17 protein-coding genes and 1 pseudogene are annotated in these 20243 nt (G+C 28.9%); 11 read left to right on the top strand and 7 right to left on the bottom strand.

Going from position 1 to position 20243, the window contains the following annotated elements; genetic code table 11:
- Window positions 1-19: 19 nt before the first annotated feature.
- Both MRZ80_RS00195 and MRZ80_RS00190 read right to left on the bottom strand, forming a co-directional pair.
- A complete protein-coding gene (locus tag MRZ80_RS00195) occupies window positions 20-1165 on the bottom strand; it encodes an aldo/keto reductase (RefSeq protein ID WP_292535048.1) in 1146 nt (381 codons plus the stop codon).
- Between the two features lie 10 nt (window positions 1166-1175).
- Window positions 1176-2015, bottom strand: coding sequence for a hypothetical protein (locus tag MRZ80_RS00190; RefSeq protein ID WP_292535046.1), 840 nt, complete (start codon window positions 2013-2015; stop codon window positions 1176-1178).
- Window positions 2016-2397: 382 nt separating this feature from the next.
- On the opposite strand from MRZ80_RS00190, the gene MRZ80_RS00185 reads away from it, so the two are divergent.
- Window positions 2398-3018, top strand: coding sequence for an energy-coupling factor ABC transporter permease (locus tag MRZ80_RS00185; protein WP_292535044.1), 621 nt, complete (start codon window positions 2398-2400; stop codon window positions 3016-3018).
- Between the two features lie 273 nt (window positions 3019-3291).
- Entirely contained in the window at window positions 3292-4278 is a 987-nt protein-coding gene (locus MRZ80_RS00180; protein WP_292535043.1) for a zinc ribbon domain-containing protein, read from the top strand.
- Window positions 4279-4280: 2 nt separating this feature from the next.
- Here MRZ80_RS00180 and MRZ80_RS00175 read toward each other — a convergent pair whose 3' ends face one another.
- A complete protein-coding gene (locus tag MRZ80_RS00175; RefSeq protein ID WP_292535041.1) occupies window positions 4281-5642 on the bottom strand; it encodes a zinc ribbon domain-containing protein in 1362 nt (453 codons plus the stop codon).
- Between the two features lie 125 nt (window positions 5643-5767).
- The gene (locus MRZ80_RS00170) at window positions 5768-6556 is read right to left on the bottom strand and encodes a TatD family hydrolase (protein ID WP_292535040.1); all 789 of its coding nucleotides are present in this window, start codon (window positions 6554-6556) and stop codon (window positions 5768-5770) included.
- Between the two features lie 116 nt (window positions 6557-6672).
- Here MRZ80_RS00170 and MRZ80_RS00165 point away from each other — a divergent pair, with 116 nt between their 5' ends.
- Entirely contained in the window at window positions 6673-7584 is a 912-nt protein-coding gene (locus tag MRZ80_RS00165) for a D-alanine--D-alanine ligase (RefSeq protein ID WP_292535038.1), read from the top strand.
- Between the two features lie 102 nt (window positions 7585-7686).
- Here MRZ80_RS00165 and MRZ80_RS00160 read toward each other — a convergent pair whose 3' ends face one another.
- On the bottom strand, window positions 7687-8709 hold the full coding sequence (locus MRZ80_RS00160; RefSeq protein ID WP_292535036.1) for an adenylosuccinate synthetase: 1023 nt from the start codon (window positions 8707-8709) through the stop codon (window positions 7687-7689).
- A gap of 225 nt (window positions 8710-8934) precedes the next feature.
- A complete protein-coding gene (locus tag MRZ80_RS00155) occupies window positions 8935-9534 on the bottom strand; it encodes a hypothetical protein (RefSeq protein WP_292535034.1) in 600 nt (199 codons plus the stop codon).
- Window positions 9535-9763: 229 nt separating this feature from the next.
- On the opposite strand from MRZ80_RS00155, the gene glf reads away from it, so the two are divergent.
- The 8 genes and pseudogenes from glf to uvrC all read left to right on the top strand — a co-directional run bounded on the left by glf (window position 9764) and on the right by uvrC (window position 19481).
- Window positions 9764-10864 carry a UDP-galactopyranose mutase gene (gene glf / locus MRZ80_RS00150; RefSeq protein WP_292535032.1) on the top strand — a complete coding sequence of 367 codons (1101 nt, stop codon included), beginning with the start codon at window positions 9764-9766 and terminating at the stop codon, window positions 10862-10864.
- 31 nt (window positions 10865-10895) lie between these two features.
- A pseudogene (locus tag MRZ80_RS00140) lies at window positions 10896-11947 on the top strand (glycosyltransferase family 2 protein).
- Window positions 11948-12167: 220 nt separating this feature from the next.
- Complete coding sequence (locus tag MRZ80_RS00135; RefSeq protein WP_292535028.1) at window positions 12168-13370, top strand: glycosyltransferase; 1203 nt, start codon at window positions 12168-12170, stop codon at window positions 13368-13370.
- Window positions 13364-14443: a glycosyltransferase family 2 protein gene (locus MRZ80_RS00130; RefSeq protein ID WP_292535026.1), complete on the top strand. Its 1080-nt coding sequence runs from the start codon at window positions 13364-13366 to the stop codon at window positions 14441-14443. Before MRZ80_RS00135 ends, MRZ80_RS00130 begins: the two co-directional genes overlap by 7 nt.
- Window positions 14444-14654: 211 nt before the next feature.
- Window positions 14655-16673, top strand: coding sequence for a tRNA guanosine(15) transglycosylase TgtA (gene tgtA / locus MRZ80_RS00125; RefSeq protein ID WP_292535024.1), 2019 nt, complete (start codon window positions 14655-14657; stop codon window positions 16671-16673).
- A gap of 36 nt (window positions 16674-16709) precedes the next feature.
- Window positions 16710-17171, top strand: coding sequence for an aspartate carbamoyltransferase regulatory subunit (pyrI, locus tag MRZ80_RS00120; RefSeq protein ID WP_292535022.1), 462 nt, complete (start codon window positions 16710-16712; stop codon window positions 17169-17171).
- A 14-nt stretch (window positions 17172-17185) separates the two neighbouring features.
- Window positions 17186-17596, top strand: a complete 411-nt coding sequence (locus MRZ80_RS00115; protein WP_292535020.1) for a secondary thiamine-phosphate synthase enzyme YjbQ — start codon at window positions 17186-17188, stop codon at window positions 17594-17596.
- A 94-nt stretch (window positions 17597-17690) separates the two neighbouring features.
- Complete coding sequence (gene uvrC / locus MRZ80_RS00110) at window positions 17691-19481, top strand: excinuclease ABC subunit UvrC (protein ID WP_292535018.1); 1791 nt, start codon at window positions 17691-17693, stop codon at window positions 19479-19481.
- A 33-nt stretch (window positions 19482-19514) separates the two neighbouring features.
- On the opposite strand, the gene MRZ80_RS00105 is transcribed toward uvrC, so the two are convergent.
- Complete coding sequence (locus tag MRZ80_RS00105) at window positions 19515-20225, bottom strand: hypothetical protein (protein ID WP_292535016.1); 711 nt, start codon at window positions 20223-20225, stop codon at window positions 19515-19517.
- Window positions 20226-20243 lie beyond the last annotated feature (18 nt).

The raw sequence follows: 20243 nt of genomic DNA, 5'->3' as shown, positions 1-20243 counted from the left end.
CTTTTTTTTTATTATTTTTTTATGATTCAAATGTATTTGTAACTTTTATGAGATATGATGGAATATCTATATTTTGAGGACAATAGTCTATACACTTCATGCATCTGATACATTCAGATGGTTTAACATTAGGCTGTGATATATAGTTTCGATAATACATTGCAATTGAATGTTTATGATTAAGTAGCTTTTGTGTATTATAGAGGCTGAAATACTTAGCTATATTAATGCCAACAGGACAATGATCTAGACAATAGCCACACATTGTACATGGAATTTCAATAGTTTTAAGTATTATATCACGTACTTTATCTATTATCTTATATTTTTCAGTATTCATTGGTGTGAAGTTATCAATTGTATGCATATTTTCATTAACTTCATCAAGGTTTCTCATTCCACTAAGCATCATGACCACATTATCAAGACTATAATTAAAATCAAATGCCCATGATGTAATTGATTTATCTGCATCATATTCTTTGAAAAGTTCTACTCCTTTTTGTGGTATGTTTACTAGTGATCCTCCCTTAAGTGGTTCCATCACAATTACTGGTAAATCATACTTACATGCAATATCATAGCATGCTTTTGCCTGGATATTTGCATCTTGCCAGTCTAAGTAATTTAGTTGAAGCTGTATAAATTCAATTTCAGGATGAGCTTTTAGTATTTTATCAAGAAACTCTGGTGTGTCATGTGATGATATTCCAATATGTTTTATCTTTCCCTGTTTTTTCATCTCTTTTATGAAATTAAATGAGTCAATTTCTGTAAATTTCTTCATATGTTTTGTTGATACGTTATGAAGCAGGTAGTAGTCAAAGTAGTCAACTCCCACTTTTTGTAGTTGTTCATCAAAGATTCTTTGCATATCCTCTTCACATTCAAGGTCAAATATTGGCATTTTATCTGCTATCTTATATGAATTTCGAGGATATCGATCTACTAAGGTTTTCTTTAGTACCTTTTCACTACATCCTTTATGGTAGATGTATGCTGTATCAAAGTAGTTGAAACCATGATCCATAAATGTATCAATCATTTCTGTGAATTTATCGATGTTTATTGTTTTAAGATCATCTTCATCATCTACTGGTAGTCTCATAAGTCCAAAGCCTAATGGTTTTATATCTTTAAATATGTCTTGAATATTAACACACACTCCTATTTAATTATATTATTCTGCTGTGACATCCTGTAATATTACAGCTTCCACATGATCCACTACACCCAATTGGATATCCACCTGTAATATTCATGTTATTTATCATATCTACTGCATCTTTAAGTTGTAATATTTCATCATCACTTAGTGGTTTTATGTCTTTGGATATTTTAATTAATTTTTCAACTTGACTACTGCTTTGTATTTTAAAGTGTAGTTGTTTTGTATTTTCTAGTGTTATTGCAAATCTATAAGCCCACATATCTGGTGTTTGTCTATTATAGTTTTGTAGTGTTTTTTTAATATTTTCTGGAAGATTTAGTAGTTTGTTTGATTTTAGTGGATTTTCAACTGTTACATTAAGGTTATGTTTTATTGCTACTTCATATGACTTTTTTGATTCTATGGTGTTGTTGTAGTAGTCAAGGTAGTTTATTTGAAGTTGTATAAAGTTAAATATGTCATTTTTTGTTAGTATTTCATCTAGTTTTTCTGATCCCATGTGTGGTATTATTGTTATGTTTTTTATTTTATCTTCTTGTTTTTTGATGAAATGTTTTATGTCTATATTTTCATCTTCCATGTATATGTCAGGTACTTGGTAGTTGTAGAAGTAATCTGTGTTTGCCAAATCTAGTTGTTTTTGAAATATTTCATTAAGCTGGTCTTGGTCTTTTATTGTTGTTATTGGTAGTTTTTGTGTTATTTTATATTCATGTAGATCTTGTTTTATTTGTTGTTTTTTTAGTTTTGATATGTCAAGTATTATATCTTCATCTTTGATTTGTTTTAGTATTTTATCTATCTGGTTATTTGGTAGTTTTTCTATTTCAAAGGCTAGTTTCATTTAATCACCCTATGGTGTTGTGTGAAGTGGTATAAAAAAAATTTTTATCTATTGTATTTATTTTTGTTTTTCATGTTTTAATTATTGTTATTTTATAATACCTTTTTATAATAAGTTATTACCCCGATATTATCATATGATCAATTATTCATATAATAAATTAACATATGAGCATATTTTCATTTAAAAATAACTAATTTTAGTTCTATATTAATTTAACTTATAGTCTATACCCGTATAGGGTTATATTAAGTTTATATAGTATATTAAATAAATTACATTGTAGGAAGTTAATTATATTTATAAAAAAAGATTTTTATGATTTTTTTTAAATGTAAATTGATAAAGTTTTAAAAAAAAACATTAAGGAGGTGAAAATGTCATGCACATACCGGATGGATTAATACCAATGGGAACACCCCTAATAATTACAACAATAATTGTAATAATAGCATTAGTTGCAATACTACTAAAATCAAAATCAAACCTAACAGAAAGACAAATACCACAAATAGCACTACTAATTGTAGCAGCAGTAATTGTACAAATGATAGAACTACCACTGCCAGTTGCAGCATGTGTTCATGTATCACTCATAACAATAATCACATTATATGATTTCAAATCATCAGTTATTGTATATACATTTGTAACAATAATACAGGCAATACTAATTGGTGAAGGAGGAGTATCAACACTAGGATTAAACCTACTTAACCTTGCAATACTTGCACCAATATTTGCAAAAGGACTCTTCATGCTTGTTGAAAAATTCAATAAAACAGCAGCAATAGCAGTATCAGCATTTGGTACAATAACATTACTTGGTGTTGTAGCATCAGTTGAATATGCACTAGCAGGAGTATATCCAATAAGCTTTGCATTTATGACAATAGTACCTGTTGAAGCACTTGTAGGAGTACTTGAAGCAGTAGTAACTGTAATTATAATGAAAGCATTAAAAACAATGAAACCAGAACTTGTACCAGTACTTGATGAATAGATACAACAAAAAAAATTAATACTTAGATGACGACTAAGAAGTGGAATTATATTTAGTCTGATAAGTTTTAATGAGAAACCTTAGAAAATAAAAAAAAGATAACCACCCTTTCATATAAAATATATTAATATAACCTCCAATCCATCACCTCCATATCTCTCAAAAAAAAATTTAACCTACTTATTTTATTATAAATAACTTATAAATAATTTAAATAGTAAATTTACTATTTTATTTTATAAATTAAAAACTAATTTCTTTTTATTGATTAATATGACAAATGAAATTTATTGTTCAAATTGTGCACATAAAAATAGTGCAAATAGTATTTTCTGTGAAAGTTGTGGTGAAATTCTTAGAAATACCAATCTTCTCAACATAAATCAGCAAATAAATACAATAGATGAACTATTTAATGAAGAAAAACAAAGAAGTCTTAATGATTTCATACTAACTCTTGAAATATATGAAATAATAATCCAAAACATCATAGAAAATGGACAAAATAACATCATATATAAACGTAACATGACAACATTTCAACGAGTAAAAGAGATAGCAAAAGCATATACAATAGTTACAACAAAAGAAGATGAAAAAAGCTATGGAGAATACCTATTTAACATAATAAAAGTTGACAACAACTTTGATAGTGCCCAACAAATAGCAACACTACTTCATGAACTAACACACTTTCTATTTAATGAAATAATAAAACAAATACTAATGTATATCTGGAATATTAAATCATCATCAATGCTTGATGCATATATTCAAACTATAACATCAATACCACAAATACTACTTATTAGTGAATACTGTGCAAGTTCAACAGAACGTGAATTTCTAGATGAAAAATATGTATCATTTTCATCATTTAACTCAATATGTCATGATATTAACTACGATGAGGACATCATAAAAAAAGCATTAATAATAGGAAAACCAATGAGTGAAAGTATAATAAACATACTAAATAACTTCATAGATAAACAACTAAAAATACAGATAAAAAAGGAATTTATTAAAAATAATACAAAAGCAAATATGAAGCCAATATGTATTAATGATGAAGTAATTCCAAACTTTCCAATATTTCGTAATGTAAATCTTATGAATCTTATATGTGAAAGCTATGAAATAACAAATGAAGAAGAGATACATGAGAAAATAGTAAACTATGAAAAAATAGTTAAAAATATTGAAAAACAAAGAATTGAAAATCTAAAAAAACAGGAAGAATATAATATTGAATTATGAAATTAATACTTTGATTTTAATTCCATATCAATTTCTTCTACATCCTCATCAAAGCTTCTGAGAAGATATTCAAGTGTTGTTTGGAGTGAAAATTTAAAAAACTGTGTATCAAAACTATTATATGCTACATTAAATAGTTTTTCAAGTTCATCTATTTGTATTGAATACTTAGTTAGGATATTTTGCATATATTTTAGTGATGATGCATTTATAATACCATTACTGTTTTCTTTTATTAAATATCCCATGTTAATGTTTGCTATAAATCTTTTAAGAAGTGCAATTATCCATTTTCTTTTTTTATCTGCACGTTCATAGAAGTATGCTTCAACATCAAAACAAATAAGATACTTCTCTAAATTACCTGAATTTAGATATATGTCTTTCATATTTTTAAGATATTTAGGTATAATATCATCATATGTTAAAGTTACATCTAAAAATTCATCAACATTAACATCATCTGATATTAATTTTTGACTATAATTTTCATTATCTGTGATATTTGATTCAATTAAATTATTAAATTCCTTGATATCATCAACACCACAATCTTTTATAAACAAATCATATAAAAGAACCTCATAATATTCATCAAGCATAACACTACCCATATCTGTTAGTGAAAATGAAGTATCACTACCATTATTATCATCTTCTAAATTTGCATCTTCTGATAACTTAATAAAACCCTCATCAATAAGATCTGCTATTGCCTCATTAAGATTAACATTATAATCATATACCTTTTGTGAATCAATAACATTCTTATTTCGAATTGATGAAAGAAGAAGAATTTTAAAAAACTTAAAATTAAGCCTATTTTCTTCAATTTTAGATTCATAAACCTCTTTAAGTGTTTTATCATCAGTTGATTTAACTGTTGAATTAAATGCAATTTTCTCAACAGTATTATCTTCATTAATTTTAAGCATATCACCTGGAAGAATATCTTCTAAGTCAACTGCAGCCATCAAATCCATAAATGAAATCTTTGGAATAAATTCACTACCACACTTGCTACAGTATTTATCAATTAAAAGAAGTTCACAACCACAATTATCACATGTGACTTTTGCAGATGGCTGATTATAAAGATATAATATAAGATCCATATTAAATGATATATCACCATTATATGCCTTTTTATCTGCAACATCTGAAACTAGAAAATTTAAACGTTTATTTATATCACTTAAACGAATTTTCTCTGATAATACCTCATAGTTAAGTTTAGATTTAATAAGATATCCATCAGTTTCTGTTAATCCATTTTCTTCAAGACAACTTCTAAAATAGTTAGACAGATCAGTTTTTCCTGTAAGATCATTTAAAAAAGATATTGCATCATTAATTGAAGTCATAAAATCCAGATTTCCCCGTAAAGTTTTTAATAAAAAAAATTATATTCTTAGATTATTTAATATTTGTAATTTCAAGTTAATATATTATAAAAAAAAGGAGTAGAGGATGTAGAAAATAATACTCATTAAAGATTGAAAAATTGAGTTGTATTTTCTGTTACCTGATGTGCTAGAGTTTGTGCATCCATATTCATTTGTTTTGCAATAACCTCTAAAATATGTGGCAGATATTTTGGTTCATTTCTACTTTTATCTTTACCTTTAAGATTAAGATCTCTTGGAATGAGAAATGGTCCATCAGTTTCAATCATTAATCTTTCAGGTGGAATAACACGTATTGCCTTAAGCAGGTCACTATTTCGTCTTTCATCACATATCCATCCTGTCACACCAATATAACAGCCAAGATCAAGGTAGTCTTCTGCTTCATATTTTGTACCTGTAAAACAATGAACAACAGATCTTTTTGCAACACTTCTATGTTTACGTAAAATCTTTGCAAAATCATCATATGCTTCACGATCATGTAAAAATAGTGGCATGTTAAGTTCTTCTGCAAGCTCTACCTGTTTTTCAAACCATTTACGCTGTACATTTTGTGGTGAATAGTTACGATTATAGTCAAGACCACATTCACCAATTGCAACAACAGATGGTTTCTCAGCTAAAGAACGTAGTGTATCAATGGTGTTCTCATCACACATCTTAGCATCATGTGGATGTACACCACATGTTGAATAAAGTATGCCTGGATATTTCTGTGCATATTGTGCTGCTTTTATACTTGATGGGATACTGCTTCCTGTTATTATTGACTTTGTAACTCCCACATCTTTTGCATTGTTAATTACATCTTCTCTATCTTTATCATATGATTTATGCATTAAGTTAAGACCAATATCTATAAGTTCCATGTATATAACATCTATTTTTATAAAAAAATATATTTTTTTATTTATAACAAAGATAATAATTATATTAAATTAGGAAAAAAATAAATTCCTAAAAAAAATAAAGTAGTGTGGAAAATATGAAAAAATTAAATATTGTAGTAATAATGGGTGGTATTTCAACAGAACGTGAAATATCACTCAGTGGTGGAGCAATAGTAGTAGAAAATATTGACACAACAAAGTATAATGTATATGAACTTATAGTTGATGAGCCAATGGATGTAGTCAATAAGATGCCAGATGATGTTGACTTTGCACTTATTATACTTCATGGTAAATTTGGTGAAGATGGAACAATTCAGGCAATGCTTGAGGCTATGAATATAAAGTATTCAGGATGTGATGTGCTAACAAGTGCTCTTTGTATGAATAAGAATATGACAAAAAAGATACTTAAAAGTGCATCAATTCCAACAGCCAAATGGATTCACATAAAAAATGGTGATGTAATTAACTATGATGCAATTGATACGATAGGATATCCTGTTATTGTAAAGCCATGTAATGGTGGACCTAGTGTTGCAACATTTAAAGTAGATAAAAAAGAGGACATAGCCGATGCGCTAAATAAGGCATTAAGTGTTGATGAATCTATCTTAGTTGAAGAATATCTAGATGGTGAGGAGTATACATCATTTATAGTTGATGGTGAAGTACTTCCAACAATTAAGATAACATCACAGGCAGGATTTTTTGACTATGAATCAAAGTATTCAGATGATGAAAATATAGCAGCAAAAGAAGAAGTAGTACAACTAGATGATGCTCTTCAAAAACAATTAAATGATACATCAATTGCCTGTTGGAATGCATTTAATTGTCGTGGATATGTACGTGTTGATTTTATACTGCATAATGGTATATTTTATACTCTTGAATTAAATACACTTCCTGGTATGAGTCAGGCAAGTTTAATACCAAAGAGTGCAAAAGCATGTGGAATTAACTACACACAACTAATTGACAGGCTTATTGAATCATCACTATGAAAAGAAAATTAGAAAAAATATGTTATGAATAAAAAGTAGTTATTAATTATAAAGTTAAAATAATTTAAAAAAAAAAGTAAAAAAATGAGATATAAGAGGGGTTTATAATTTTTCATCACGAAGATCTATTGTATCTTCAAGGTCAGGACCTGTTGATATGATAGTAATTGGAACTCCTACATCTTTTTCTATATCTTCAATATAGTCACGTGCTTCTTGTGATAAATCTTCATATTTATTTACTTTTGCACATTCTGGATATAATCTGTCAATACATGTAAGTGCTATTTGTGTTGCTCCATTAATCATACAGGATCTTTTTGCAAACTCTTTATCAAAGAGTCCTACTCTTCTTTTACGTCCTGTTACAACACCATATTCTTCAAGTCCAAGTTTTTCTGCTTCTTCTGGTGAAATTTCTGTTGGGAATGGTCCTTCTCCTACACGTGTAATGTATGCTTTAAATATTACAACTACTTCATCAATTTTTGTAGGTCCTACACCAACATCAGCTGCTGCTGTACTTGCACAGGTATCTTTACTTGTTACAAATGGATATGTTCCATAGTATAATGAAAGTCCAAATCCTTGTGATCCTTCAATAAATACATTTTTACCTTCATCTATTGCCTGATTTACAATTGATGGTACATCTGCAACATAATCTGCAACTTCATCAACATCTTTTGCATAGTCAATTTTACGGTTGATTCTATCTGCATTTGCAGGTCCACATCCACTACCTGTTGTTCCTATTTTTTCAGATAAGTATTTTGATGCTTTATCAGATTCAATGTGATCTTCTGTAATTATTGCACAGTTTGAATCCATGTATGTTCTACCTTCAAGGCTGTATTTACTAAGATAGTCTAGTTCATGTTTAAATACTTCAGGATTTACTAGAACTCCAGCACCTATTAATAATTGTGCATCAGTATTAAAGAAACCAGATGGTACAAGTCTTAATCCATATTTTTCACCGTTGTGTTCTACTGAGTGACCAGCATTTGGTCCTACTCCTGCTCTTGCAATTATTTCTGGTTTATCTTTGGTACAAAAGTAAGTGATACATTTTCCTTTACCTTCGTCACCCCATTGTCCCCCGACTAATATGGTACATGTCATATTTTATATCTCCTTTATCTAATCCTTATAAAATTTTATATTATAATAGTTCATTAAATTTGAAAAAATTGAAATATTATAATTTTTCATTTAATTTTATTTATACCTTTAATTAAAGGTTATTTACTTATATATTTATTTATACAATTTAATAAAAACTTTTCTATAATAATTTAATAATAAAAAAAGAAAAGTATATGAAAAAAAGTTAACTAAGTATTTATCCTAGTTATTATAACTACTATCTACAACATCACTATCTTCATCATCATCTGATGTTACATCACATTCTTGTGTAAAATCATATAATAGTTCTTTATTTTCAATTATAAATTTAAGTTCTTCAATTGAATTTGCAACATCCACATGATTAAATTCAGAAAGTGTATGTAGTGTCTTAAATCTATCAGCACTTAATTGTTTTTCATTATTTAATGAATTTTTCACATCACCTAGTATGTTTCGTATCTCCTTGTTGATCTTTATTTGTTCTTTAAGATCATTGTTATATTCAACAAGTACCTGGTTTTCATTAAATAACTTGTTATTTTCAGATCTGAGATATTCAATTGTCACATCTTTTGTTGTGATAACTTCATCTTTTTGAGATCTTAAATTATTTAATTCATCATATTTTGATGATCTGAGGTGTTGAATTTCACTATCTTTATTTCTAATTACATTATCTTTATCTGCAATAGTTTTATCTTTAGATTTAAGTTGACTTCTAAGATTTCTTAGTTCATCTTTCTGTTTTTGATATGAATCTCTGTAGAATTTAAAACTATTACTTAAACTTAGTATTTTCTGACCTAATTTTGACATAAATATCTAAAGTCCCAATCCTTATTCTAATTAATAATTATATATGTTAACTAGATTATTTAATTTTTAATAAAAAAATACATACACACTTTTTTTTATATAATTTTAATAAATTTTCTTATACTTTTAAAAGATAAAGAAAAGATAAATATTAATTAAATAAAACATCTAAAATATAAGATGGAAAAAAATAATTATTATTATAAAATAAATAAATGAGGATTTACTAATGGAATATGACTATTTAATTGTTGGATCAGGACTCTTTGGTTCAGTATTTGCACATGAAATGAATAAGATTGGAAAAAAATGTCTAGTAATTGAAAAAAGAAGTACAATTGGTGGAAATATCTACACACAAAAAGAGGAAAACATCAATGTACACAAATATGGAGCACACATCTTCCACACATCAGATGAAGAAGTATGGAATTATGTAAATCAATTCATTAAATTTAACAGATTTACAAACTCACCAATTGCAAACTATAAAGGTGAACTATACAACCTACCATTTAACATGAACACATTCTATAAACTCTGGAAGACAAAAACACCAGCAGAAGCTAAAGAAATAATAGAAGCAGAAAAAGAAGAATATAAAACAGAAAATCCAGCAAATCTTGAAGAACAAGCAATAAATCTTGTAGGACCTACAATATATAAAATTCTAATTAAAGGATATACAGAAAAACAATGGGGAAAACCATGTAATGAACTTCCATCATTCATTATTAAAAGACTACCTGTAAGATTTACATACGACAACAACTACTTCAACGACCTATACCAGGGAATTCCACTAGATGGATATACAGAACTTATTGAAAAACTTCTTGATGGAATTGAAGTTAAAACAGATGTAAACTACTTTGATGACAAAGAAAAATGGGATGCAATAGCAGATAAAGTACTCTTTACAGGAATGATAGATGAATACTACAACTACTGCTATGGTGAACTTGAATATCGTGGACTTGAATTTAAAAGTGAAACTAAAGACATAGAAAACTACCAGGGAAATGCTGTTGTAAACTATACAGAAGCAGAAATTCCATATACACGTATAATTGAACATAAACACTTTGAAGATAGTAAGTCTGATAAGACAATTATAACATATGAATATCCAAAAACCTGGACTAAAGGTGAGGAAGCATATTATCCTGTAAATGATGATAAAAACTCACAGTTATATGAAAAATATGCAAAACTAGCAGATGATGAAGATAAAATCATCTTTGGTGGAAGACTTGGAATGTATAAATACATGAACATGGATCAGGTAATAAAAGAAGCATTAAATACAGTAAAAGAAGAACAACAATAAATAGTTGAGAAAATATGGGGATGTAGAAATAATGGTTGCAGTATCTGTAATAATGCCAGTATATAAGGCTGAAGAATTTCTTGAAAATACAATAGAAAACTTCACAAAACAAACACTACATGATGTAGAACTAATCTGTGTTAATGATGGATCAACAGATAAGTCAGCTGAAATACTAGATAAACTATCAAAAAAATATGATTTTATACATGTGATAAATCAGGAAAATCAGGGATCAGGATATGCCGAAACAATGGAATTGCAAATGCATGTGGTGAATATATTGCATTTCTTGATGCAGATGACATATTCATAGATAATGATGCACTAGAGAAGATGTATAACTATGGATGTGAACATGATGCAAATATAGTATGTGCAGATCTTATGCGTGTGAGTCTTGATGGTGAAATTGAGGAAAACTTCAACTACAAGGATAATAACTACCTTAAATGTAATGAGTATGGATCTGTAAAATCACAGGATTATGGTATGCCATGGGCATTTTATAAAAATATATTTAAACGCACCTATCTTGAAGAACATAACATTGTATTTCCAGATCTTGCACGTGGACAGGATCCTGTTTTCATGGCAGAAGCACTTGTAAATACTGATAAAATCTACACAGTACCAACTACACTTTATGGATATAACTATGCAGCAAATGGTGGTGCAAATGCAAAAGTAAATAGTTATCCTAAAAAATATGACTATATGATGCACTTTAAGATGACAATTGACATACTAAGTCGTGCTGGATTTGTCAGATCTGCTGTTAAATATAAAAATCAATTAATAACATTTCTGTCTCTTAATCGTAATTGTGATGATCATGAATTAATTGAAATTATACATGACATCTTTGAAGATGAAGATACACCATATTTTGAAAGTCATGATGAAGAATTAATATATCTACGCTTTATGATACTTAACCATGACAATGCAAAAGAGTTATATGAAGAATACTGGCCAATAAAACGTCATATACGTAAAGTTGTACGTAAATATGATGATAACATACTTATGCATCCACTTATTGTAAATAGTTACATGAAACTTGACTCACAAGTTAACTAAAACACCACCTACAACCTCCTCCCCCCTTTTTTCTACTTCTTTTTTTTTAATATTTTTTCATAAACAACTTTCAACTCTACTTCATAAATACTATTATCTTATATAGGAAATTTTTTAATAATTTAAATAATATAAATAAATATTAACTAAAAATAAAAAAAATAATAAATTTCTTTTTCTAATTTATTTATTTTTCAGTAATATTGGGGAGAAAACATAGATGGTGGAAGTTTCTGTTATAATGCCCATATATGAGGCAGAAGAATTTCTTGAAGATACAATTGAAAACTTTGCAAGACAAACTATTAAAGATGTAGAATTAATATGTATCAATGATGGATCAACTGATAATTCACTTGAAATTCTAAAACAACAAGCAAAAAAGTATGACTTTATAAAAGTCTTAAACCAGGAAAATCAGGGATCAGGAAGTGCCCGAAACAATGGAATAGCAAATGCATGTGGTGAATATATTGCATTTCTTGATGCAGATGACAGATACATGGATAATGATGCATTGAAAATAATGTATGAATATGGACATAAAAATGATGCAAATATAGTATGTGCAAATCTTGAACGTATCACACAAAACATGAAAAAAGTGGACAATTTTAATTATGATAAAAATAATTACACAAAATTTAATGAATATGAATGTCTTAATTCAACAGACTATGGTATACCATGGGCATTTTATAAAAATATATTCAAACGTGAATTTATAGATGAAAATAACATTAAATTCCCAGATCTTCTACGTGGACAAGACCCTGTATTTATGGCAGAAGCACTAGCATGTAGTGATAAGATATATACAACACCAATAACACTATATGGATACAACTATATGACAAATGGTGGAACAAATGCAAAAGTAGATAGTTACACAAAAAAGTATGACTATATGATGCATTTTAAGATGACAATTGACATACTTGAAGATAATGGATTTTATGACCTGGCAGGACGTTACAAAGATCAGCTGGTAATATTTTTATCACTTAATCGTAACAGATCAGATGATGAATTACTTAAAATTGTACATGAAATCTTTGAAGATGGAAATAATACATTCTTTGAGATGCAAAATGAGGAAATGATCTATCTAAGACTATGTATTATAAATAAAGACGATGAAGATGCACTATTTAATGAATTTCAGACAATTAAAAGAGCTCTTCTTGAAGTTACACAGATGCACACCTACTTCCCTGATGCTATGATTATACGAAAATATGTGGAAGTTGAAAAGCTTATTAACTCTAAAAGTGCTGATGATATAATGAAACAACAAAGACAACTAAACTTTGAGGTTTCAAATTCATCAAGTTGGAAAGTTACAAAGCCACTACGTAAAACTAAAAGTATGACAATTAAAGTACTAAAGAAAATTAAACATACCCTGGTGAAATTATGGTAAAAGTATCAGTTGTAATGCCTGTATATAATGTGGAAAAATATCTTCGTCAAAGTCTTGATACAATAGTAAATCAGACACTGGAGGATATTGAAATTATCTGTATAAATGATGGATCACCTGATAATTCACTTGATATTCTTAATGAATATGCAGCAAAAGATCCAAGAATTACTGTTGTAAGTCAGGAAAATGGTGGTCATGCTGTTGCAACAAATCGTGGAATTGACATGGCAACTGGTGAATATCTCTTCTTAATGGATTCTGATGATATTCTTGAACTTAATGCACTAGAAGATACATATAATATTGCAACACAAAAAGATGTTGACTTTGTACTATTTAAGGCAATAAACTATGATGATGAACAAGATAAATACTATGAAGCTGAAAATTACAGTATGAACATGGTAGCCCACCGTGTAAAGGATCAAATATTTAGCTATGAGGATGTAAAAGATCTTATATTTAAGATAACTGTAACACCATGGAGTAAGCTTTATAATCGTAAGTTTATTGAAGATAATCATATCAGATTCCCTGAGGGTCTTGTATTTGATGATAATGTATTTTTCTGGAAAGTACTTTTCAGTGCTAAGAGAATCTACTTCCATCCTGAATTTTTATTTAAAAGAAGATGGTATGCAACATCATCAACAACAGCAGGAGATCGTCGCTTTATTGACTCAATAGATATATTTAATCTTGTATGGGATGTGTTCCGTGAATATGGAGTATTTGAAGAACATAAAGAAACACTTTACAATAAAAAGGTTTTCCTTGCAAATATGAGATTTAAGAAAATTAAGGATGAATTTAAAGAAGAATACTACCAGTATATGAGAGAAGACTTCATTAAGGTATTGGATAATGAAGAACTCTATAGTGATTTTATTGCAAATCTCACATATAAAAATAAGAAGATCTTTGAACAAGTCCTAATAACACAGTCTGCTGAGGAATTTATACTATGCAGATCAACATATGATATGCTAAATTCAGATAGCTGGAAGATAACACGACCACTAAGAAAAGCAAAAGATGTAGCAAAGAAAGCATATCATAAAATAGTATAATGCTGAAATATTTAACTTTTCCCCCCCCCCTCATCATTTTTACATTTTTTTTAATTGGTGTAGTTTCATACATTTTTTTATATTTTCTCTTATTTTATGTAAAAATATTAATTTTAAAGATAACATACATAATTATTAATAGAAAAATTTCTTTAGATAAAATAAAATTTACAATTTATACTAAAAAAAATATATAAAGGGGAATCAAATTTTGGATTTTGAAATAAAATATAAAGATGCAATGGGAAGAATAGGAAAATTTAAAACACCACATGGAACAGTTACAACACCAGCACTTATGCCTGTTGTACATCCTGGAAAACAAACAATAGATGTTGAAAAACTAGGAGCTGAAATTGTAATAACAAACTCCTACATCATCTACAAAAATGAAGAACTTAAAAAGAAAGCATTAGAGGAAGGAGTACACAGCTTAATTAACTTCCCACACACTATTGAAACAGACTCAGGATCATTCCAACTATCTGTATATGGTGATATTGATATTTCAAATGAAGAAGTTATAAAATTTCAAGAAGCAATAAAAACAGATATAGGAACATCACTTGATATTCCAACAGCACCATATGTAAGTCGTGAACAAGCAGAAGAAGATCTTGAAATTACAATTCAAAGAGCAAAAGAAGCAATGGATGTACGTGAAGATCTCATATTAAACAGTGTAGTGCAGGGATCAACATATCCTGATTTAAGATTAAAATGTGCACAGGAAATTGCAAAAAATGATGCAGACATCTATCCTATTGGTGCTGTTGTACCACTTATGGAAATGTATAGATATGCAGATCTTGTTGATGCTGTAATGTATTCAATACGAGGACTTCCTGAAGATAAACCAAGACATCTTATGGGTGCAGGACATCCAATGGTATTTGCACTTGCAGTTGCAATGGGATGTGACCTCTTTGATAGTGCAGCATATGTATTATATGCAAATAAGAATCGTTTCATGATGCCTGATGGAACACTACGTCTTGAAGATCTAGTAGAAATGCCATGTAGCTGTCGTGTATGTAGTGAATATACACCTGATGATCTACGTGCAATGGATCAGGAAGAACGTACAAAACTTATAGCAGAACATAATCTACGTGTAAGTTTTGCAGAAATCAGACGTATAAGACAGGCAATTGTTGATGGAGAATTAATGAAACTTGTAGAGCTAAGATGTCGTGCACATCCATTCCTACTTGATGGACTACGTCAACTTAAAATGTATCAGGAAGATATGGAAAAACTAAATCCAAGCAGTAAAAAATCAGCATTCTTCTATACAGGAGAAGAATCACTATCACGTCCTGAAGTACTAAGACATAAAAAACAACTTGAAAATATAAAACCAGAAAGTGAAAATCTCATAATACTTCCACATACAAGAAAACCATACACCAAGTATCTTAACAAGGAATATATTAAAAAATACACACAAAAAATTGCATCATACTATACAAATAACAAGGAAGTCCTAGACTATAGAGGTGCTGATGTTGTTGTTGCAGATATTCCATTTGGAATCATACCACTTGGTGTTGATGAATTCTATCCACTTGCACAAAATGAATCACCATCAATACATGATGAAACATCAAAACAATTCATAAAAGATGCAATAGAAACTTACATCACAAAATATGAAAATGTATTAATACATAAAAAGATCATTGAAAAATTTGATCTTGAAATTGATGGATTTGAAATAATTGAAGATGAACTACAACTTGCAGATGCAAAAATAAGTGACTTTGATAGATTACGACAGATTGCAGACTACCAGTTTGGATCAGGTTGTGGTGAAGCACTCTTTGGATGTGATCCTGACAAAATTAAGATTGAAAAAAGTCGTAAAACTGGAAAAATCAGACATGTATTTGAAGGTAATGAAAACATTGTAAATATGCGTGCAAATGATGGATTCCTTATATTATCTGATCTTGGTGCAATAAGACTACATGAATATCTTGATGCTCCACAAAAACGTGTTGTAATAACCCGTGATGTTGAAGAATATGCACTTAAAGGAAAATCTGTATTTAATAAGTTTGTAATAAGTTGTGATGAAGATATTCGTCGTAATGATGAAGTATTAATTGTAAATGAAGATGATGAACTTCTAGCATTTGGTAAATCACTTCTTGCAAGCTATGAAATAAATGATTTTAACTCAGCACAAGCAATAAAAACACGTAAATGGAAAAATAAAAAACAATAAAAATAAAAAGTATAATTATTAGAGGGTGGTTGTTTTATGTCTAAAACAGAATTAAAAGTAAAATCAATAAGAAATGGAACAGTAATTGATCATATTAAAAAAAATCGTGCACTTAACATACTAAGTATGCTTAACTTACCTGATGATGAAACATCAATAATGGTAGCAATCAATGTTGAATCACCAGATATGGAACGTAAAGATATTATAAAAATTGAAGGACGAGAATTATCACAAGAAGAAGTTGATAAACTCGTACTTCTTGCACCTAAAGCTACAGTTAATATTATACGTGACTATGAAATTGTTAAAAAATCACAACTTAAACTTAATGATGACATCCATGATGTTGTAAAATGCAGTAATCCTAACTGTATTACAAATTCAAATGAACCTATTGAAAACATATTCCATGTTGAAAGTAAAGAACCAATACTTCTAAAATGCAGATATTGTGAAAGAAACATGGACTATGATGATATAGAATCACAATTCTAAAAAAAAGATGTGCTATGATAATTAATGAAAAAATAACAATTGATACACAAGATTCTGTTGAACTTGTAAATATTACAGATATGATAGATGATATTATATCTGAAAATAATATTGAAAATGGCCTTATTAATATTCAAACAACACATACAACATCAAATATTATAATTAATGAAGATGAAGAAGGTCTTAAATATGATTTTATCAACTTTATTAAAAATATCATACCTGATGGTAATTATAGACATGACATGATTGATAATAATGCAAAAAGTCATCTTATGAGTATGATAGTTGGATGTCAAAGTCAAACACTCACAATTGTTGATGGAAAATTATCACTTGGCATATGGCAGTCAATATTTTTCCTTGAAGTTGACGGTCCAAGATGTAATCGTTGTATTAATGTAACAATAATAACACAGTAGTGGATTTAACTTCCACATACATTTTACCTTTTTTTGAAATTATACTCTTTTTTTTATAAAATTCTATTTAGATTTTGGTGGTGAATATTTTACAATGAAAATAACAGATCCTAACCTACTTCCAGGAAAGCCTGGTGTTTATATAATGCATGATGAAGATGATGAAATTATCTATGTTGGAAAGGCTAAAAATCTTAAAAAACGTGTACGTAGCTACTTTAAAGATGAAGAAAAACTTGATCATCCAAAGACTAGAATTTTAATGAAGCACTTTTCATATCTTGAATATATTCTTACAGATACAGAAAAAGAGGCATTGATTCTTGAAGCTACACTTATTAAAAAACATACACCACACTATAATATCAGACTTAAAGATGGAAAACAATATCCATTTATTAAGATAACAAATGAAGAGTATCCTCGTATCTTTCTTACACGTCGTATCTATGATGATAAAGCATCATATTTTGGACCATATCCTAATGCTACAAAGGCACGTGAATTTATTGATTTTATAAATAAAAACTTCCAAATTAGAACATGCAAACACATGGATGGACCATGTCTTAACTACCAGATAAAGCAGTGTTCAGCACCATGTATTAATGCAATATCATATGATGAATACATGGAAAATATTGAATATGCAAAACAACTTCTAGGTGGAAAATACGTAGAAATTATTCAAAAATTAGAATCAGATATGCATGAAAGTTCAAAGAATATGGAATTTGAAAAGGCTGCAATACTTCGTGATCAGATAGATACAATAAAAGTAACACTTGAAAAACAAAATATTCAAATTACACAGGATTTAAACCAGGATATTATAGCAATAGAACATAACACACACCAGGCAAGTGTTGTAATACTATCAGTACGTGGAGGAAAAACCAGCCGTAAAGATGACCTAACACTAAAACAAATAGATGGATTAACTGATCAACAAATACTAACAGAATTCATAAAACAATACTACATCACAGCACCCATTGCTGATATGATAATAGTAGAACATAAATTTGAAGATCAGGAAGTAATAAATGAATGGCTTAATCAGAAACATACATCAAATGTTGAAATAAAAATAGCAGAAGATGAACACTACCAGAAACTAATAAATATTGCAAAGAAAAATGCAAAAATAAGCCTAAATGAAAATACAAAAAAAGAAGACAACCCACTTCTTATGCTTAAAGCATATCTTAACCTTAAAAAACTACCATATAGGATTGAAGCATTTGATATATCAAATATATCAGGAATACATGCTGTTGCATCAATGGTAGTATTTGAAGATGGAAAGCCAAATAAGAGCATGTATCGTAAATTTAAGATGCAAACACTAGGACCTAATGATTTTGCAATGATGAAAGAAGTACTAACACGCAGATACAGTTATGTTACAGATGAAAATCTTAAAGAAAACAGCACAGAATCACTTGATATAAAGCCGGATTTAGTGTTAATTGATGGTGGAAAAGGACAACTTGCAATGGCAGTTGAAGTATTTAATGAACTAGAAATTAAAGATGTAGCACTACTTGGTCTTGCTAAGAAATTTGAAGAAGTATATATCCCTGGACGTAGTGATCCCATAATACTTCCACGTAAATCATCAGCACTAAGACTTCTCCAGTATGTACGTGATGAATCACACCGCTTTGCAATAACATATCATAGAACACTACGTAAAAATGCCTTTCTTAAATCAGAACTTGATGAAATACCAGGAGTAGGACCTAAAAGAAAACAAGCACTTATGCTACATTTTGGAAGCCTTGATGCAATAAAAGATGCAACGCCTGATGAAATACTAAAAGTTGATAAGATAAATGAAAAACTTGCATATACAATATATGATACATTACATAAAAATTAATTAAAATAAAGGGTATAAGATGTGGAGGAGAAGTTAATTTTCAGCATTACTGCGTAGTTTTGCTGTTTTTTCATTTCCATAAGGACAGATATAAAGACACATTCCACATGCAACAGGATGACCATCATCACGTCTTTGCTTTAAGTACTCACCACATGCAACTGGATCATATGATTTTCTAGGATCTTGATCATCACATATTGCATTACCAGGACATGCATTAACACATAACTTACAATCACCACAGAGAGAATCTTGTTCATCTTTGATGTAATCTTTTAAATCTGCATTTGTAAGTATTGTAACCCATGTAAGTCTTGGACCAAATTCTTTTGTTATCATAAGATTATTTTTTCCAAGCCATCCAATATGTGCAATATTTGCACTTGCCTTATTACTAAATGGCATCTTAAGGTTAACTTCATCAGAATCACCACTAACATCAAGTACAATAGCATCAAAACCTTGTTTTTTTATAAAATCTGCAATTTTATCTGCTATTTTTGCAGCTCTTTGATGAGAATTAAAGTATTCATCAAGATAATCCTGTGCTATTTTATCATCATTATAACTTAGTGGTATTGATTCTATTATATCATGATCCATGAGATGTCCTACAACGATTGCATATGGATATTTACATATGTCATCTCCATATGTCTCAATTAGTCTTTCTTTATCCTCCATTAAATGTGCAACACCACAGATGTCTGTAAGATTTTCTGTATATTGCATTATATCCATAAAATAATCACCACATTA

Source organism: Methanosphaera sp., from assembly GCF_022768985.1.
Lineage (GTDB): Archaea > Methanobacteriota > Methanobacteria > Methanobacteriales > Methanobacteriaceae > Methanosphaera.
The sequence above is the reverse complement of the archived record's forward strand: the minus strand, read 5'-3'. Positions and strand labels throughout refer to the sequence as shown.

What these genes read in the sequence shown, in the direction of transcription:
- MRZ80_RS00135 (WP_292535028.1), top strand. Translation starts at nt 12,168, where the DNA reads ATGGTGGAAGTTTCTGTTATAATGCCCATATATGAGGCAGAAGAATTT.
- MRZ80_RS00180 (WP_292535043.1), top strand. Translation starts at nt 3,292, where the DNA reads ATGACAAATGAAATTTATTGTTCAAATTGTGCACATAAAAATAGTGCA.
- MRZ80_RS00175 (WP_292535041.1), bottom strand. Translation starts at nt 5,642, where the DNA reads ATGACTTCAATTAATGATGCAATATCTTTTTTAAATGATCTTACAGGA.
- MRZ80_RS00115 (WP_292535020.1), top strand. Translation starts at nt 17,186, where the DNA reads ATGATAATTAATGAAAAAATAACAATTGATACACAAGATTCTGTTGAA.
- pyrI (WP_292535022.1), top strand. Translation starts at nt 16,710, where the DNA reads ATGTCTAAAACAGAATTAAAAGTAAAATCAATAAGAAATGGAACAGTA.
- uvrC (WP_292535018.1), top strand. Translation starts at nt 17,691, where the DNA reads ATGAAAATAACAGATCCTAACCTACTTCCAGGAAAGCCTGGTGTTTAT.
- MRZ80_RS00130 (WP_292535026.1), top strand. Translation starts at nt 13,364, where the DNA reads ATGGTAAAAGTATCAGTTGTAATGCCTGTATATAATGTGGAAAAATAT.
- MRZ80_RS00170 (WP_292535040.1), bottom strand. Translation starts at nt 6,556, where the DNA reads ATGGAACTTATAGATATTGGTCTTAACTTAATGCATAAATCATATGAT.
- glf (WP_292535032.1), top strand. Translation starts at nt 9,764, where the DNA reads ATGGAATATGACTATTTAATTGTTGGATCAGGACTCTTTGGTTCAGTA.
- MRZ80_RS00105 (WP_292535016.1), bottom strand. Translation starts at nt 20,225, where the DNA reads ATGGATATAATGCAATATACAGAAAATCTTACAGACATCTGTGGTGTT.
- MRZ80_RS00190 (WP_292535046.1), bottom strand. Translation starts at nt 2,015, where the DNA reads ATGAAACTAGCCTTTGAAATAGAAAAACTACCAAATAACCAGATAGAT.
- MRZ80_RS00160 (WP_292535036.1), bottom strand. Translation starts at nt 8,709, where the DNA reads ATGACATGTACCATATTAGTCGGGGGACAATGGGGTGACGAAGGTAAA.
- MRZ80_RS00185 (WP_292535044.1), top strand. Translation starts at nt 2,398, where the DNA reads ATGCACATACCGGATGGATTAATACCAATGGGAACACCCCTAATAATT.
- MRZ80_RS00155 (WP_292535034.1), bottom strand. Translation starts at nt 9,534, where the DNA reads ATGTCAAAATTAGGTCAGAAAATACTAAGTTTAAGTAATAGTTTTAAA.
- MRZ80_RS00165 (WP_292535038.1), top strand. Translation starts at nt 6,673, where the DNA reads ATGAAAAAATTAAATATTGTAGTAATAATGGGTGGTATTTCAACAGAA.